Genomic DNA, 15,379 nt, shown 5'->3' with positions numbered 1-15,379 from the left:
ACGTGGGTCAAGAAAATAGCTTAACGGTATTGGGTGGTTTGCGCGCGGCGCTTCTTTAAAAGAAGCGCGTTTCTTCTGGGCGTTTTGTCAGTACTTCCACTCCGGTCGCTGTGACCAGTAGGGTGTGTTCGTACTGAGCAGAAGGGCGGCCATCTTTGGTTTTGGCGATCCAGTTATCAGGGCCTGTGTGCTTGACCTGTTTTTTGCCAGCATTGATCATTGGCTCTATGGTAAAGGTCATGCCTTCTTCTAGGATGACTCCAGTTCCTGGGGTGCCGTAATGCGCTACTTGAGGTTCGCCGTGGAAAGTGGTGCCAACGCCATGTCCGCAATACTCTTCAACAACAGAGTAATGGTGTTTGTGAGCGTAGGAAGCAATAGCGGCACCTATGTCGCCAAGGCGAGTGCCGGGTTTCACCATGTCGATAGCAAGGTAGAGGCTTTCTTGAGTGACTTTGCAAAGGCGCTCAATGTGTGGTGCTGCCTCACCGGCAAAAAACATACGGCTGGTGTCGCCATAGTAGCCATCTTTAATGATGGTGATGTCGATGTTTACCGCGTCGCCTTTTTTAAGTGCTTTGTCGTTCGGAATGCCGTGACAAATAACATCGTTGACTGAGGTGCAGCAAGATTTAGGGAAGCCGTGGTAATTCAGTGGTGCTGGGATCGCGCCTTGAACGTCAACAATGTAGTTGTGAGCAATGATGTCGAGTTGCTCAGTAGAGACGCCAGGTACAACAAATTCTTCAAGCATTATTAGTACGTCTGCGGCCAGTTTCCCTGCCGTTCGCATACCTTCAATGTCACTGATGTCAGTGAAACGTGTGGCCGCGGTTCTCGGTGTCCATGTTGGGACGTCGCTGCGACCATTTTTTGTTAGTGCTTCTACTTTTCTTAAAATGTCGTTGCTCATAATAAATGTCTTTCAATATTTGATGTATTAAATTTGTCGCTATTCTACATGACTTGTAAAGGAGAATCGCCCCTTTAGCAGTGAAAAAAGCGTGGAGACTCTGTCGGCAAAAACGCCACCTAGGTCTTTTGGTTTATTCTAAAATATGGTATAAATCGCCGGCTTGTTGTGCCTTTGGCTCAAACGCAAGCAAAACCAATATTAAACTAACGATCTTACCACGTTAAGTGGGTGTGTCTGGGGTGCCAATGGTTGCTTTAAACCTTGTCTGGCTGACGCGCTTGGTTGGTAAGCTTAAATAACCCAAATTAAAGGATAGTAAAATGCCTACAGTTTCTATGCGCGACCTATTACAGGTTGGTTCACACTTTGGTCACCAAACTCGTTACTGGAACCCAAAAATGAAGCCTTTCATTTTTGGTGCTCGTAACAAGATCCATATCATTAACCTTGAGCACACTGTTCCTGCTCTTAACGAAGCTCTAGAGCTTGTTAAGAAAATGGCTGAGAACAAAAACAAGGTTTTGTTTGTTGGTACTAAACGTGCTGCATCTAAAACGATCAAAGAACAAGCTGCTCGTTCTGGTATGCCATACGTAAACCACCGTTGGTTAGGTGGTATGTTGACTAACTACAAAACGATCCGTACTTCTATCAAGCGTCTTCGTGAACTTGAAACTCAGCTTTCTGACGGCACGTTTGAAAAGCTAACTAAAAAAGAAGCATTGATGCGTACTCGTGAGCTTGAAAAACTTGAGCTTTCTATGGGTGGTATCAAAGACATGGGCGGTCTTCCAGACGTTCTGTTTGTTGTTGACGTTGACCACGAGCGTATCGCTATTAAAGAAGCGAACAAGCTTGGTATCCCAGTTATCGGTATTGTTGATACAAACAGCGATCCTGATGGCATCGATTACGTTATTCCTGCAAACGACGATGCGATTCGTGCGGTTCAATTGTACGTTTCTGCATTCGCTGATGCGGTTCTAGAAGGTCGTTCTGCGACTGCTGGTTCTGCAGATGAGTTTGTTGAAGTAAGCGAAGCTACAGAAGCGTAAGCAAACTATTTAGTTTGTTCTGGTTTCTAAAGGGGGGCATCTCGCCCCCTTTTTTAAATTTGAATTGTATTGAGAGGATATAGACATGGCCGCAGTATCTGCAGCATTGGTAAAAGAGCTACGCGATCGCACTGGCTTGGGTATGATGGAGTGCAAAAAAGCACTAGCAGCAGCAAACGCTGACATCGAAGTAGCAATTGAAGAGCTACGTAAATCTAGCGGCATGAAAGCGGCTAAAAAAGCAGGTCGTACTGCTGCTGAAGGCACTATCGTTATGCGTGTTGCTGACGATGCGTCTTACGGTGTATTGGTTGAGATTAACTCTGAAACTGACTTCGCTTCACGCGACGAAGGTTTTATTGCTTTCTCAAACAAAGTTGCTGATGTTGTTTTTGCAACAAAAGAAACTGACATGGCTGTATTGCTTGCTGGTGAAATTGGTCAAGCTCGTGAAGCGCTAGTTCAAAAAATCGGTGAAAACATCACGCCTCGTCGTGCTGTTATCATTGAAGGTGGTCTAGTTGGTGGTTACCTTCACGGTAACGGTCAAATCGCTGTATTGACTCAGCTTGAAGGCGGCGACGCTGAATTGGCTAAAGATGTTTCTATGCACGTTGCTGCTGTTTCTCCTCGCGTAGTGCAAGGCGATGATATGCCTGCTGACGTGTTGGCGAAAGAAGAAGAAATTATTCGTGCGCAACCAGACATGGCAGGCAAGCCTGCTGAAATCGTTGATAAAATGATTGTTGGTCGTATGAAAAAATTCTTGGCTGAAAACAGCCTTGTTGAACAGCCTTTTGTTAAGAACCCAGAAGTTAAAGTGGGTCAACTTGTAAAAGACGCTGGCGCAAAAGTATCTTCATTCATTCGTCTAGAAGTAGGTGAAGGCATTGAAGTTGCTGAAGTAGATTTCGCTGCAGAAGTAGCGGCACAGCTTAAAGGTTAATCCTTGCTGTGATGTCTTCAAAAAAAGGGGCAGTTTTACTGCCCCTTTTTATGAAAGATAGATTATAGAAACGGTCGTTCCAATAGACCCATCTGTTGCCTTAGACACAACCCTAGTCGGAGATTGAGATGCCAAAAGAAAAGAGCCCAAACTACAAAAGAATTTTGCTTAAGCTAAGTGGTGAGGCCCTGATGGGTGATGAATCATTTGGTATTGACCCAAAAGTATTGAACCGAATTGCGCTTGAGATCGGTCAGCTACGTGGCATCGGTGTTGAAGTGGGTATTGTGATTGGTGGTGGTAATCTATTTCGCGGTCAAGCGCTAAGTAAAGCGGGCATGGATCGCGTTACTGGCGACCACATGGGGATGTTAGCGACGGTAATGAATGCATTGGCGATGCGCGATGCGTTAGAACGTGCCAATATACGTACCCGAGTAATGTCTGCTATTACCATGACTGGGATTGTAGAGCCTTATGACCGTCGTCGAGCAATGCGTTTGCTTAAAGAAGGCGATGTGATGATTTTCTCTGCTGGTACTGGTAACCCTTTCTTTACAACTGACTCTGCTGCTTGTTTGCGCGGTATTGAGATTGATGCAGACGTTGTATTGAAGGCGACTAAAGTGGATGGCGTGTACTCAGCCGACCCAATGAAAGATCCATCTGCCGTCAAGTATGATACATTAGGCTATGATGAAGTTTTGGAAAAACAATTAGGGGTCATGGACTTAACAGCGATTTGTTTAACCCGTGATCACGCTATGCCAATTCGTGTATTCAATATGAATAAACCAGGTGCTTTGATTAATATCATGGTAGGTGGTGACGAAGGCACACTGATTAAGTGAGGAAATTATGATCAACGAAATTCTTAAAGACGCTGAAGAACGCATGAGTAAAGCGGTTTCTTCCGTTGAATCTGCATTCAAAAAAATTCGTACCGGGCGTGCACACCCGAGCATTCTAGATTCCGTTAAAGTGAACTATTACGGTTCTGAAACGCCGTTAAGCCAGGTGGCAAATATAACGGTTGAAGACGCGCGTACTTTGGGCGTGTCTCCTTGGGAAAGTAACTTGGTTCCTGAGATCGAAAAAGCCATTATGAAATCCGATTTGGGTTTGAACCCTGCGACGAATGGCAGCTTGATTCGTATTCCTATGCCTGCTTTGACAGAAGAAACGCGCCGTAATTACTTCAAACAAGCGAAATCAGAAGCGGAAAACGGTCGTATCGCGATCCGTAATATTCGCCGTGATGCTAATGGCAGTTTGAAAGATTTGGTTAAAGAAAAAGAGATATCTGAAGACGACGATCGCCGTGGTCAGGATCAAGTGCAAAAAATCACAGATAAATACGTTGCTTTGGTTGAAGAGCGTCTTGCTGCGAAAGAAAAAGACTTGATGGAAATCTAAATAAAAAGGGTGGGCCTAGCTCACCCTTTTTATTGGCTAAGGTAGATATATGTCGAAATTGACAGGATCAGGGACGTGTTCTGATGCCATCCCTCGCCATATTGCCATTATTATGGATGGCAATAACAGATGGGCGAAAAAAAGATTCCTGCCTAGTATAGCAGGGCATACCGCCGGAGCTTCTGCGGTTCGTCGAGCGGTAGAAATGGCGGCGAAAGCGGGTATTCAAGTGCTTACCTTGTTTGCTTTTTCGAGTGAAAATTGGAAGCGCCCACAAGCAGAAGTGGATGCTTTGATGGGCTTGTTTATGCGCTCTCTTAAAAAAGAGGTGAAGCGTCTAAATGAACATCAGATTTGCCTGCGAATTGTCGGAGATTTGTCTGCGTTTAGCGATAAACTCCAACGACAGATAAAAGAGACAGAGGCACTAACCTCTAAAAATACAGGAATGGTTCTTGTTGTGGCGGCCAATTATGGCGGTCGCTGGGACATTGCACAGGCGGCTAAAAAAGTGGCTTGTCAGGTCGCAGAGGGCAAAATTTCAGCGGATGATGTTGATGAAGAGATGCTGGCTCAACATATGCAGTTGGCCGATCTTCCTCCTCCTGATTTATTGATTCGTACTTCAGGGGAAGAACGTATAAGTAATTTTTTATTATGGCAAACCGCGTATTCTGAGTTTGTCTTCCTTTCGGTGTTATGGCCGGATTTTGATCAATTGCATTTTGATGAAGCCATTCAGCTTTATCAAAAACGCCAACGTCGCTATGGTGGTCGATAATTCATGTTACTCCCTCGTATTCTCAGTGCCATCGTGATGGTCGTTTTGTTTGTTTGTGCTGTTTTTGTTTTAGAAAAAACAGGTTTTATGTTGGCTATGGGTGGTGTTGTGCTGCTGGCTGGCTGGGAGTGGGCTAGATTATCAGGTGTTAAAGCGGCACTTTCTCGTGTCGCTTTTGCGTTGTTGGTGGGGGCGTTGTGCTTTTTGACATACCAACAAGGTTTTCAGCAACACATCTTGTACGCCGCTCCTGTTTTATGGTTGATGGCCTTATATTGGGTGGTAAGTTATCCGTCTATGAAAGGATGGCGTTACCAATCAGGTCGTTTGCTATTTGGTCTGCTTATTCTCATCACGACTTGGGCTTCCTTAGTGGTTTTAAAACAATCCAATAACTTTGTTGTTTGGGTGCTCTTGTTGATGGGGCTTATCTGGGGGGCGGACTCTGGCGCTTATTTTTCTGGCAAAGCGTTTGGTAAAAACAAGCTTGCTCCACACGTTAGCCCAGGCAAATCTTGGGAAGGTGTGATTGGTGGCTTGGTCTTTACTCAGATTGGCCTTGTGGTGTTTTCTTACATGGTGCATTTCTCTTTGGTGCAGTGGCTTGTGTTAGCGGCAATCGGCTTGTTGACTGTGGCTGTGTCTGTGTTGGGCGACCTGACAGAGAGTTTGTTTAAACGTCATGAGTCGCTAAAAGATTCCAGTCGTTTAATTCCTGGGCATGGTGGGGTGATGGATCGTGTTGATAGCTTGACGGCCGCCGCGCCAGTGTTTGTTCTTCTGCTTAGTGTGTTTGGGTGGTTATGATGCAAGGCATTTGTCTACTTGGTGCGACCGGTTCGATAGGGCAAAGTACGCTGGATATTATTGAACAGCACCCTGAGAAATTTAAATTGGTTTGTGCGTCGGCGCACTCAAGTGTGGCGAAAATGGCGGATATCTGCCGCCGCTTTCAACCCAGTCGTGTGGTTATGGGCTCTTTGTCAGCACGTGATGAACTTGCTGCCTTGTGTCCTGATTTGCCTATTTCTTTTGAATGGGGTGATGAGGCCTTAGAGGACATTGCCGCCGATGCGCAAGTAGACCAAGTAATGGCGGCAATTATGGGGTTTGCTGGGCTGAAGCCGACCTTATCGGGCATTCGCGCCAAGAAACGTATCTTGCTGGCTAATAAAGAGTCTTTAGTCACCGCGGGTCAGTTATTTATGGATGAAGTTACGCGCCACGATGTGCTGCTACTGCCGATAGATAGCGAACATAATGCCATCTTTCAAAGCCTTCCTCAGCATGCCCAAGGGGCTCATAAAAAACACGTCAGCAAATTGTTGTTAACCGCGTCTGGTGGGCCGTTTCGTTCTTGGTCTTTGGATGAGATGCGCAAGGTGACGCCTGAGCAGGCGTGTAAGCACCCAAATTGGTCGATGGGGCAGAAGATATCCATTGACTCAGCTTCTTTGATGAACAAGGGGCTAGAGCTGATTGAGGCGTGCTGGTTGTTTGGTGTAACGCCTGCGGATGTTGATGTGGTGGTTCACCCCGAAAGTATTGTTCACTCTATGGTGTCCTATTTGGACGGTAGTGTGATTGCGCAGATGGGCAATCCTGATATGAAAATCCCTATTGCGTATGGCATGACCTGGCCAAATAGAATCGAAACCTCGGTGCCTCCGCTGGATTTAGTGTCCATTGCCGCATTGAATTTTGAAGCCCCAGATTTAGCGCGTTTCCCCAACCTTAAACTGGCTGCAGACGCTTGGTACGCAGGCGGGACAGCCATGGCGACGCTCAATGCCGCAAACGAAGTCGCGGTGGCCGCCTTTCTTGAAAGAAAAATTGGATTCCTTGATATCGCAACGATTAATGGCGCGGTATTAAATCAGCTGGAGAGTTGCCCAGTGACCTCGCTTGATGTGGTGTTTGAGGCGGATCGTATGGCGCGACAAGTGACCACAAACATTATTAATAAGAAGGATTGGGTGTGATTCAGGATATTCTTTCCATTGTTGTAGCGCTGGGTGTGTTGATTACTTTTCATGAGTTTGGCCATTTTTATGTCGCGCGTAAATGCGGTGTGAAAGTGTTGCGTTTTTCGGTCGGCTTTGGCAAACCCATTTATCGTTATGTTGGCAAAACAGGCACCGAGTTTACTCTGGCTATGATTCCTTTGGGCGGCTACGTCCGCATGTTGGATGAGCGTGAGGGAAATGTACCTGAAGCATTTAAATCGCAAGCATTTAATAACAAAACAGTGTGGCAGCGTATTGCTATTGTTGCGGCGGGGCCGATTGCCAATTTTATATTGGCGGTGATTATTTATGCGCTTGTGGCCTCGATGGGACTGCAAACATTGGCGCCAAAAGTGGGTCATATTACGCCAAATACACCATTGGCCGAGACCAATATCCGGCCTGGGGATGAGCTTTTATCCATCAATGGCTCGGCCGTTAGTTCGTGGGAAGATGTAAATTTAGTGTTAGCAGACTTGATTGGAACTAGCGGAACCATTACCGTTCGCTATCAGGAAGAATTAAGTAAAGAAAAAGAAACCGATTCAGTGACGTTGGATCGTTGGTTGAAAGGGCAAAATCCCAACAATTTGATTCAAGAGTTTGGGGTGAGACCTTGGCAACCAAAAGTGACGCCTGTGATTGCTCAAGTGGTCGAGAAGGGTGCGGCGGAAACGGCGGGCTTTAAGGTTGGTGATAAAGTCATAAAAGCCAATGGACAGTCCATAGACGATTGGGCGCAGTTTGTTACTTTTATTCAAAACCACCCTGGAAGTCGAGTCTCTGTTGTGGTCATGAGATCGGGTGAGCCTACTGTGTTAACGATAGTGCCGGGATCAATAGAGCGCGGTAGTGATATTGTCGGTTACGCTGGGTTGGCCGTTGTGCCACCTAAATTGGATGAGAGTGTGTTCCGAGAGCGTCACTTTGGTTTATTGGCGTCGCTGAACTACGGCGCACAGCAAACTTGGAAGATGACGGCGTTAACCGTTTCCTCTATCGGAAAAATGTTGCAAGGCCTGATCTCTATCGATAATTTGTCAGGTCCTATTACGATTGCCAAGGTTGCTAGTGCATCAGCAGATTCCGGGTTGCAATCATTTCTAAAATTTATGGCCTACCTTAGTGTCAGTTTAGGTGTGTTGAATTTGTTGCCTATTCCTATGTTGGATGGCGGTCATTTAATGTTTTTTGGCGTCGAGGCGATTCGTCGTAAGCCAGTCTCTGAAAAAATCCAGAGTATGGCTTATCGGGTGGGCGCTTCATTATTGTTTACCTTAATGGCCATAGCCATTTTTAACGATATTGCCCGTTTGTAGTGAGGTATATATGAAGGTCGTTTCAGCAGTACTGCTGGCTTTGATAAGCGTGCAAAGTGTCGCTAAAAATATAGAAGATGTGCGGATTGATGGTTTAGTACAAATGCCATCATCAAGAGCGTTTGATGTGATTGGTTTTGAGCAAGGGCAGCCTTACAACTCTGATAAAGTGTATCAGGCGATTACTGCGTTGTTTGGAACTGGGTATTTTAGCAATGTTGATGTCTATGAAGAGAAAGATGTTTTAACGTTTAAGGTGGATGAAAGACCGTCTATTGGGGATTTGACCATAGATGGCAATGATTTGATCAAAACAGAAGACCTTAAGCGTGGCTTAAAGCTGTCTGGTTTGGAAGTTGGTGAAATCTACAAACCTGAAACACTGAATAAAATCCAACAAGAGCTACAGCGTCAGTATTATGCGTTAGGGCGTTACGGCGCCACTGTGGATGTCTCCATAAAAGACATGCCGCGTAATCGAGTTCGTGTTGCGATTAAGATAGATGAAGGCAAAACGGCCAAAATTGTTCACATTAATATCGTAGGCAACCATGCGTTCAGTGATGAAGAGTTAACCAAAGACTTTCAGTCAGGAGAGGAAGGCGCTTCTTGGAACCCCTTCAGCTCAGCAGATGAGTACAGCAAGGCCAAATTACAAGGCGATCTTGATACCTTAAAAAGCTTTTATCTTGATCACGGCTATTTAGATTTCAATATTGAGTCGAGCCAGGTGAGCTTGTCGCCCGACAAACGCGATGTCTATGTCGTGGTTAATGTGGATGAAGGCAAGCCTTATACCATCAATAATGTGTCGCTCAGTGGTAGTCTGCCTATTTCAGAAGATTTGGTGTGGAAAAAAATCGATCAGAAAAAAGGCGATGTTTTTTCTCGTAGCCAAGTAACGACCATTATCGATAATATTTCAGCGGAATTGGGTGACCATGGTTACCTGTTCACCAACGTTAATTTGATTCCTGAAAAATTAAAAAACCATACGGTTAATTTAACCTATCAAATTACCCCAGGGCCAAAAGTCTACGTACGTCGCATTGTTTTTAGCGGTAACAGCGAAACGCAAGACGAAGTGTTGCGTCGTGAAATGACACAATTTGAAGGCGCACTGGCAACGCACTCTAAAATCCAAGCCTCTAAACGTCGTCTTGAGCGTTTGGGTTTCTTTAGTAAAGTCGATTTGAAAACACGTCGTGTCCCTGGCACAACCGACCAAGTGGATTTGGATGTGTCGGTTGAAGAGCAGGCGTCAGGCAGTATTCAGGCGAGTATTGGCTTCTCCGATTCCGATGGTTTGATTCTAGGTTTTGGTATTTCTAAGTCCAACTTTATGGGAACGGGGAATAAGCTGGCCTTTAACGCTACCCGCGCCAGCAGTTATACCGATTACACCATTAGTTATACCGATCCGTACTTTACGGTGGATGGCGTGAGTCGTGGGGCGAAAGTCTATTATCAAAGTAGTGATTACGACGACGATGATATCGAGGATTACCAACTGGATAAAATCGGTGCTGGCCTTACCTATGGTTACCCGATATCCGATACGCAGCGCATTACTTTTGGCGCGACAGTGCAGCAGACATCCATTAATTTAAGTGATGATCCATCGCTTGAAACAAGTGACTTTGTTGATACGAATGGCGATAGCTTTACCGATTTGATTGCTTCTATCTCATGGAGTGATAGCGATTTGATTGGTGGTGTGCTGCCGACTAATGGTTATTCAACCAGTGCAAGCCTGCAAGTGTCTACGCCTGGCAGTGATCAGCAATATTTCAAAGTCGGTTTGACGTCGCAAAAATATTGGAACATCCAAAACTCTAACCTTTGGTTATTCCATGTGAAAGGTCGTGCAGGTTACGGTAATGGTTATGGCAGCACGGAATATTTGCCATTTTATGAAAACTATTATGCCGGTGGTACTGGATCAGTACGTGGTTACAGCTCTTCATCATTAGGGCCGAAAAACTCCTATGACTCTGATAGTGATAATGACAGTGATGCTATGGGCGGTAATATCCTAATGACAGGTACGGCAGAGATTATTTTCCCAATGCCTATGGTGGAGGATCATAAATCGGTACGAACCTCTATCTTCTTGGATGCAGGTAACGTATTTACTGACTCTTGTTACTCGGTCAGCACCAACTGTACGGAAGGTGTGGATCTTGCGGATCTGCGTTACAGCATTGGTTTTAGTTGGACGTGGATTACTCCGATTGCGCCGTTATCATTTAACTTGGCGAAAGCCTTGAATGCACAAAGTGGCGATGACACAGATGTATTCCAGTTTCAGTTAGGAACGACTTTTTAACGTTAAATAAGAACGCATAATAAAGGAATAGAATATGAAAAACCTACTAGGTGCTCTCATTGGTTTTATGTTGATTGGCAGTGTGCACGCCAATGAGGTCGCTGTTGTCGATTTTCGTGCTGCTTTATTGCAAAGCGCGATCGGGCAAAAAGAGGCCGTAGAGCCGAAAAAACAAGTCGCTGAAATGGATGCCCGTTTAAAAAGTGAACAAGAAAAACTGAAAAAAATGGCCAACGATTTAAAGCGTGACGAATTGACATTGGCGCCAGAAGATTTAAAGAAACGTCGTATTGAACTGGCGCAACGTCAAAATCAAGTTCGTAATATGGCCGCTGGCATGCAGCGCCAAGCGAAACAGCTTGAACAGAATTTGATTAAGACGCTGACGCCAAAAGGTGAAGTTGCGTTAAAAGAAATTATCAAAGAGCGTAAATTAGACTTGGTGCTAAACCGAGAGTTGATTATTTATGCGAAGGCAGATGCCGACATTACAAAAGAACTGATTGATCGAATGAATAAGGGAAAATAAAGCATGGAATATACTCTAGCCCAGTTAGCAGAAAAGGTTCAGGGTAGAGTAAAAGGCGACCCCGAGTTAAGGATTGACGGATTAGGGACGCTTGAAAATGCTCAGTCACATGAAATTGGTTTTTTAGCGAACCCTAAATATAAAAGCCAGTTGGCGACAACATCCGCGGGTGCGGTGTTGGTAAGAAGTGATGAGCTGGCGTCGGTATTAGATAATGCCATCATAGTTAAAAACCCTTACCTGGCGTTTGCAGCTCTGAGCCATTTGTTTGTTCCCGCTACTCAGAAATGGGTAGGGATGGACGCAAGTTGTGTTATTTCTGATAGCGCCACCATTGCGGATAATGTCGTGCTTGCCCCCAATGTGGTTATCGATGATGACGTCGTTATTGAAGCGGGTTGTGTGATTGGCGCGGGGACGGTTATCGGTCGCGGCGTTCGAATTGCTGAAAAATGCCTTATTTACCCTAATGTTACTCTTTATCACGATGTTATAATTGGCTCAGATTGTATTGTTCATAGCGGTGTGGTGATTGGCGCAGATGGTTTTGGTTTCGCACCGACAAAAGACGGTTGGGAAAAAATCAATCAGCTTGGTTCAGTAGAAATTGGTAATCGAGTAGAAATTGGCGCTAACACGACGATTGATCGTGGTGCAATTGAGAATACAAAAATCGGTGATGGTGTTAAAATCGATAACCAGGTTCAAATTGCTCATAATGTTGTAATTGGGGATAATACCGCGATTGCAGGATGTGCCGCGATTGCTGGAAGCACTAAAATAGGCTCTTTTTGCACAATCGCAGGAGGAGTAGGCATAGTTGGTCATTTGACGATAACAGACTGTGTGCATATTACGGCGATGAGTTTGGTAAGTAAGTCAATTCTTAAAGAAGGGTCATATTCTTCTGGAACAGGATTAGAACCGACGGATAAATGGCGACGTTCGGCGGCTAGACTAAGAAGAATCGATGATATGGCAAAGCAAATCTCAAAACTGGAACAACAAGTTAATAAGCTTTTAACAAAAGGTTGATGCTAAATGATTATGGACGTAAAAGAAATCCGTAAATACTTACCCCATAGGTACCCATTTTTACTGGTAGATCGAGTTATTGAGATTAATCTAAATGATTCTATTGTCGCTTATAAAAACGTAACAGTGAACGAACCTTTCTTTACAGGTCATTTCCCAGATCACCCAGTTATGCCTGGTGTGTTGATTATTGAAGCCATGGCGCAAGCTGCGGGTATACTGGGCTTCAAAACAATGGATAAAACGCCTGAAGATGGTTCTATCTATTATTTCGTTGGGTCTGACAAGGCGCGATTTAAACGTCCTGTTGTTCCTGGTGATAGACTACAATTAGAAGCCAAGATCATTACTGAAAAACGTGGTATTTGGAAATTCGAATGTAAAGCAACCGTCGATGGCGAGCTTGCTTGTTCCGCAACTATTATGTGTGCAGACAGGAAATTATAGTGACGATACACCCAACAGCTTTAGTTGACCCAAAAGCAGAACTGGATTCCAGCGTTGAAGTTGGCCCTTTTTCTGTGATTGGACCTCATGTAAAGATTGGCGCGGGTAGCGTTATTAAATCTCATGTGGTGATCAATGGTCATACGACGATTGGTTGCCATAATGAAATTTATCAGTTTGCTTCTATTGGTGAAGCAAACCAAGACAAAAAGTACAAAGGCGAGCCAACAAAGCTAATCATTGGCGATCATAATAGTATTCGTGAAAATGCGACCATTCATCGTGGTACTGTTCAGGATAATGGTTTGACCCAGATAGGCGACCATAACTTGTTCATGGCAAGCACTCATACTGGTCATGATTGTATTGTTGGTAATAATAATATCTTTGCGAACTACGCGGCGCTTGCAGGCCACGTAAAAGTGGGAGATTTTGTTATTTTAGGCGGCTACACAGGGATTCATCAGTTTTGCCAAGTGAATTCATACAGCATGTGCGGTATGGGTTCTATGGTGGCTAAAGATGTTCCTCAGTTTATGATGGTTTCTGGAAGCCCAGCCAAAGCCCATGGTATGAATTTTGAGGGGATGCGCCGTAGAGGTTTATCTCCTGAGGTTATCAAGGCTCTGCGAAAAGCGTATAAGACGATCTATCTAAAAGGAATGACTTTAGAGCAGGCGTTAACTGAGCTTGAAGGCAGTGCTATTTACGATATACCTGAAGTGACCAACTTTGTTTTGTCTATCCGTCGCTCTGAACGCGGCATTGTTCGTTAAACATTGTTCGCTAGACATTGTTAGAGAAAACCCCGGACTATTTCGGGGTTTTTTTATTACTCAAAATGGAAGAAATTGAATGGCGGTGACGCGTTATGTTCTCGTGGCAGGAGAGGCTTCAGGCGATATTCTCGGCGCCAATCTTATTGCCCACCTTAAAATGTTACAACCAGACGCTGTCTTTGAAGGCATTGGTGGTCCATTAATGCAAGCGCAAGGCTTGACGAGTATGGTGCCAATGGAGCGCCTTTCTGTCATGGGGCTGGTAGAGGTGTTAGGACGTTTGCGTGAGCTTCTCGGCATCCGTAAACAGTTGTACCAAGCTTGTCTGGCTCACCCTCCAACGGCGTTTATCGGGATAGACTCCCCAGATTTCACTATTCCATTAGAAAAAAAGCTAAAAGAAGCGGGCATTAAAACGGTCCATTACGTGAGTCCATCGGTTTGGGCTTGGCGTCAAAAACGGATTTTCAAAATCAAAAAATCTGTTGATCTTATGTTGGCTTTGTTTCCATTTGAACTGCCTATCTATCATCAGCACAATATCCCTGTGGTTTGTGTTGGTCATACATTGGCGGACGATATTCCCTTAGAAAGCAGTGCAGAAGACGCAAGAAAGGCATTGGCGCTTCCGGTTATGAAAGGGCCTGTGTTCGGCATATTGCCGGGGTCACGAGGCGGTGAAGTTGCCAAATTAGCCCCTTTGTTTATTGAGACGATGAAGCTTATTAAGCAGCAGCAACCTGACGCGCAGTTTTTGATTCCTGCGGCGAACCAAGAGCGCAAACAGCAAATTGAAACCTTGTTGCAAGAAGCCAACGCAGAAGCGGTGTTGATTGATGGGCAATCGCGAACCGTCATGGCGGCGAGTGACGCGGTATTATTAGCGTCGGGTACTGCTGCGTTAGAGGCCATGCTGGTCAAACGACCTATGGTGGTTGCGTATCGGTTTAGTGCGTTGACTTACGCTATCATGTCGAGAATGCTGAAAGTGCCTTATGTGTCTTTGCCTAATCTATTGGCGAATGATGCGCTTGTGCCAGAATTGATTCAGGATCAAGCAACGCCTGCTAATCTTAGTCGTCGCTTGTTGCAAACTTGGCAGTCCTTTATGGGAGATCATAATATCCAAGCTCGTTATCAGGAGTTGCATCAAATGTTGCGCAAAAATGCCGGCGAAACGGCGGCTCAGGCAATTGTTGATATGGTTGAAGGGAAGCGTTAATGGAACCCTTTGTGAGTAGTGTGTATTTTGGTGATTTGCTTGCTGGTGCGGACGAAGCAGGACGCGGCCCTCTGGCGGGCGATGTGGTTGCAGCAGCGGTGATTTTAGACCCTAACAAGCCTATCGCAGGGTTGGCAGATTCAAAAAAGTTGACCGAAAAAAAACGAGAAGCCTTGTTTGTTGAAATTCAAGAAAAGGCCTTAGCGTATGCGGTGGCGAGCGCCAGTATTGAAGAAATAGATCAGCTTAATATTTTGCACGCCAGTATGCTGGCGATGAGTCGTGCCGTGAATCAGCTGTCGGTCAGAGCAGAACATGTTTTGATTGATGGCAATCGAGTGCCCAAGGATTTACCTTGTCCAGCAGAAGCCGTAGTGAAAGGGGATGCGCGTCATGCCGCTATCTCGGCCGCGTCTATTTTAGCAAAAGTGACACGCGACAGAGAGATAGTCAAAATGGCGGCGCAATATCCGCAATACGGATTTGAAAAGCATAAAGGCTACCCGACCGCACAGCACCTTGCGGCTTTAGAGTTATATGGCATTACCCCTATTCATAGGCGCACCTTTGGCCCTGTGAAGAAATTTTTAGAAGGTTAA

The 15,379-nt window shown here is 45.1% G+C and carries 16 protein-coding genes; 15 read left to right on the top strand and 1 reads right to left on the bottom strand.

Annotated elements, in window-relative coordinates:
* Window positions 1-55: 55 nt before the first annotated feature.
* A complete protein-coding gene (gene map / locus E0D71_RS02170; protein WP_133001651.1) occupies window positions 56-913 on the bottom strand; it encodes a type I methionyl aminopeptidase in 858 nt (285 codons plus the stop codon).
* A gap of 323 nt (window positions 914-1,236) precedes the next feature.
* On the opposite strand from map, the gene rpsB reads away from it, so the two are divergent.
* The 15 genes from rpsB to rnhB all read left to right on the top strand — a co-directional run bounded on the left by rpsB (window position 1,237) and on the right by rnhB (window position 15,379).
* Window positions 1,237-1,971: a 30S ribosomal protein S2 gene (gene rpsB, locus E0D71_RS02165; RefSeq protein WP_133001650.1), complete on the top strand. Its 735-nt coding sequence runs from the start codon at window positions 1,237-1,239 to the stop codon at window positions 1,969-1,971.
* 85 nt (window positions 1,972-2,056) lie between these two features.
* Complete coding sequence (gene tsf, locus E0D71_RS02160) at window positions 2,057-2,917, top strand: translation elongation factor Ts (RefSeq protein WP_133001649.1); 861 nt, start codon at window positions 2,057-2,059, stop codon at window positions 2,915-2,917.
* Window positions 2,918-3,045: 128 nt separating this feature from the next.
* On the top strand, window positions 3,046-3,768 hold the full coding sequence (pyrH, locus tag E0D71_RS02155) for a UMP kinase (protein ID WP_133001648.1): 723 nt from the start codon (window positions 3,046-3,048) through the stop codon (window positions 3,766-3,768).
* Window positions 3,769-3,775: 7 nt separating this feature from the next.
* Window positions 3,776-4,333: a ribosome recycling factor gene (gene frr / locus E0D71_RS02150; RefSeq protein WP_133001647.1), complete on the top strand. Its 558-nt coding sequence runs from the start codon at window positions 3,776-3,778 to the stop codon at window positions 4,331-4,333.
* Between the two features lie 49 nt (window positions 4,334-4,382).
* The gene (locus tag E0D71_RS02145; RefSeq protein ID WP_133001646.1) at window positions 4,383-5,114 is read left to right on the top strand and encodes an isoprenyl transferase; all 732 of its coding nucleotides are present in this window, start codon (window positions 4,383-4,385) and stop codon (window positions 5,112-5,114) included.
* A 3-nt stretch (window positions 5,115-5,117) separates the two neighbouring features.
* Window positions 5,118-5,921 carry a phosphatidate cytidylyltransferase gene (locus E0D71_RS02140; RefSeq protein ID WP_133001645.1) on the top strand — a complete coding sequence of 268 codons (804 nt, stop codon included), beginning with the start codon at window positions 5,118-5,120 and terminating at the stop codon, window positions 5,919-5,921.
* Entirely contained in the window at window positions 5,921-7,096 is a 1,176-nt protein-coding gene (ispC, locus tag E0D71_RS02135; protein WP_133002102.1) for a 1-deoxy-D-xylulose-5-phosphate reductoisomerase, read from the top strand. The genes E0D71_RS02140 and ispC overlap by 1 nt, the downstream gene beginning before the upstream one ends.
* Window positions 7,093-8,439: an RIP metalloprotease RseP gene (gene rseP / locus E0D71_RS02130; protein WP_133001644.1), complete on the top strand. Its 1,347-nt coding sequence runs from the start codon at window positions 7,093-7,095 to the stop codon at window positions 8,437-8,439. Before ispC ends, rseP begins: the two co-directional genes overlap by 4 nt.
* A 10-nt stretch (window positions 8,440-8,449) precedes the next feature.
* Window positions 8,450-10,768: an outer membrane protein assembly factor BamA gene (gene bamA / locus E0D71_RS02125; RefSeq protein WP_133001643.1), complete on the top strand. Its 2,319-nt coding sequence runs from the start codon at window positions 8,450-8,452 to the stop codon at window positions 10,766-10,768.
* 34 nt (window positions 10,769-10,802) lie between these two features.
* On the top strand, window positions 10,803-11,297 hold the full coding sequence (locus E0D71_RS02120; RefSeq protein ID WP_133001642.1) for an OmpH family outer membrane protein: 495 nt from the start codon (window positions 10,803-10,805) through the stop codon (window positions 11,295-11,297).
* Window positions 11,298-11,300: 3 nt separating this feature from the next.
* The gene (gene lpxD, locus E0D71_RS02115; protein WP_133001641.1) at window positions 11,301-12,332 is read left to right on the top strand and encodes a UDP-3-O-(3-hydroxymyristoyl)glucosamine N-acyltransferase; all 1,032 of its coding nucleotides are present in this window, start codon (window positions 11,301-11,303) and stop codon (window positions 12,330-12,332) included.
* Window positions 12,333-12,338: 6 nt separating this feature from the next.
* Window positions 12,339-12,779: a 3-hydroxyacyl-ACP dehydratase FabZ gene (fabZ, locus tag E0D71_RS02110; RefSeq protein ID WP_133001640.1), complete on the top strand. Its 441-nt coding sequence runs from the start codon at window positions 12,339-12,341 to the stop codon at window positions 12,777-12,779.
* Window positions 12,779-13,555 carry an acyl-ACP--UDP-N-acetylglucosamine O-acyltransferase gene (lpxA, locus tag E0D71_RS02105; RefSeq protein WP_133001639.1) on the top strand — a complete coding sequence of 259 codons (777 nt, stop codon included), beginning with the start codon at window positions 12,779-12,781 and terminating at the stop codon, window positions 13,553-13,555. The genes fabZ and lpxA overlap by 1 nt, the downstream gene beginning before the upstream one ends.
* A gap of 79 nt (window positions 13,556-13,634) precedes the next feature.
* Window positions 13,635-14,780 (top strand): lipid-A-disaccharide synthase, encoded by a 1,146-nt coding sequence (gene lpxB / locus E0D71_RS02100; protein WP_133001638.1) that lies wholly within the window; start codon window positions 13,635-13,637, stop codon window positions 14,778-14,780.
* Window positions 14,780-15,379 carry a ribonuclease HII gene (gene rnhB, locus E0D71_RS02095; RefSeq protein ID WP_133001637.1) on the top strand — a complete coding sequence of 200 codons (600 nt, stop codon included), beginning with the start codon at window positions 14,780-14,782 and terminating at the stop codon, window positions 15,377-15,379. The genes lpxB and rnhB overlap by 1 nt, the downstream gene beginning before the upstream one ends.

It is taken from the genome of Marinomonas sp. KMM3893 (genome assembly GCF_004352855.1).
GTDB classification, from domain to species: Bacteria; Pseudomonadota; Gammaproteobacteria; order Pseudomonadales; family Marinomonadaceae; genus Marinomonas; species Marinomonas arenicola.
Note: the sequence above shows the minus strand (reverse complement) of the source record. Positions and strands in the feature narration are given on the sequence as shown.

What these genes read in the sequence shown, in the direction of transcription:
- bamA (WP_133001643.1), top strand. Translation starts at nt 8,450, where the DNA reads ATGAAGGTCGTTTCAGCAGTACTGCTGGCTTTGATAAGCGTGCAAAGT.
- map (WP_133001651.1), bottom strand. Translation starts at nt 913, where the DNA reads ATGAGCAACGACATTTTAAGAAAAGTAGAAGCACTAACAAAAAATGGT.
- E0D71_RS02140 (WP_133001645.1), top strand. Translation starts at nt 5,118, where the DNA reads ATGTTACTCCCTCGTATTCTCAGTGCCATCGTGATGGTCGTTTTGTTT.
- rpsB (WP_133001650.1), top strand. Translation starts at nt 1,237, where the DNA reads ATGCCTACAGTTTCTATGCGCGACCTATTACAGGTTGGTTCACACTTT.
- fabZ (WP_133001640.1), top strand. Translation starts at nt 12,339, where the DNA reads ATGATTATGGACGTAAAAGAAATCCGTAAATACTTACCCCATAGGTAC.
- tsf (WP_133001649.1), top strand. Translation starts at nt 2,057, where the DNA reads ATGGCCGCAGTATCTGCAGCATTGGTAAAAGAGCTACGCGATCGCACT.
- E0D71_RS02145 (WP_133001646.1), top strand. Translation starts at nt 4,383, where the DNA reads ATGTCGAAATTGACAGGATCAGGGACGTGTTCTGATGCCATCCCTCGC.
- rnhB (WP_133001637.1), top strand. Translation starts at nt 14,780, where the DNA reads ATGGAACCCTTTGTGAGTAGTGTGTATTTTGGTGATTTGCTTGCTGGT.
- E0D71_RS02120 (WP_133001642.1), top strand. Translation starts at nt 10,803, where the DNA reads ATGAAAAACCTACTAGGTGCTCTCATTGGTTTTATGTTGATTGGCAGT.
- pyrH (WP_133001648.1), top strand. Translation starts at nt 3,046, where the DNA reads ATGCCAAAAGAAAAGAGCCCAAACTACAAAAGAATTTTGCTTAAGCTA.
- frr (WP_133001647.1), top strand. Translation starts at nt 3,776, where the DNA reads ATGATCAACGAAATTCTTAAAGACGCTGAAGAACGCATGAGTAAAGCG.
- lpxD (WP_133001641.1), top strand. Translation starts at nt 11,301, where the DNA reads ATGGAATATACTCTAGCCCAGTTAGCAGAAAAGGTTCAGGGTAGAGTA.
- ispC (WP_133002102.1), top strand. Translation starts at nt 5,921, where the DNA reads ATGCAAGGCATTTGTCTACTTGGTGCGACCGGTTCGATAGGGCAAAGT.
- lpxB (WP_133001638.1), top strand. Translation starts at nt 13,635, where the DNA reads ATGGCGGTGACGCGTTATGTTCTCGTGGCAGGAGAGGCTTCAGGCGAT.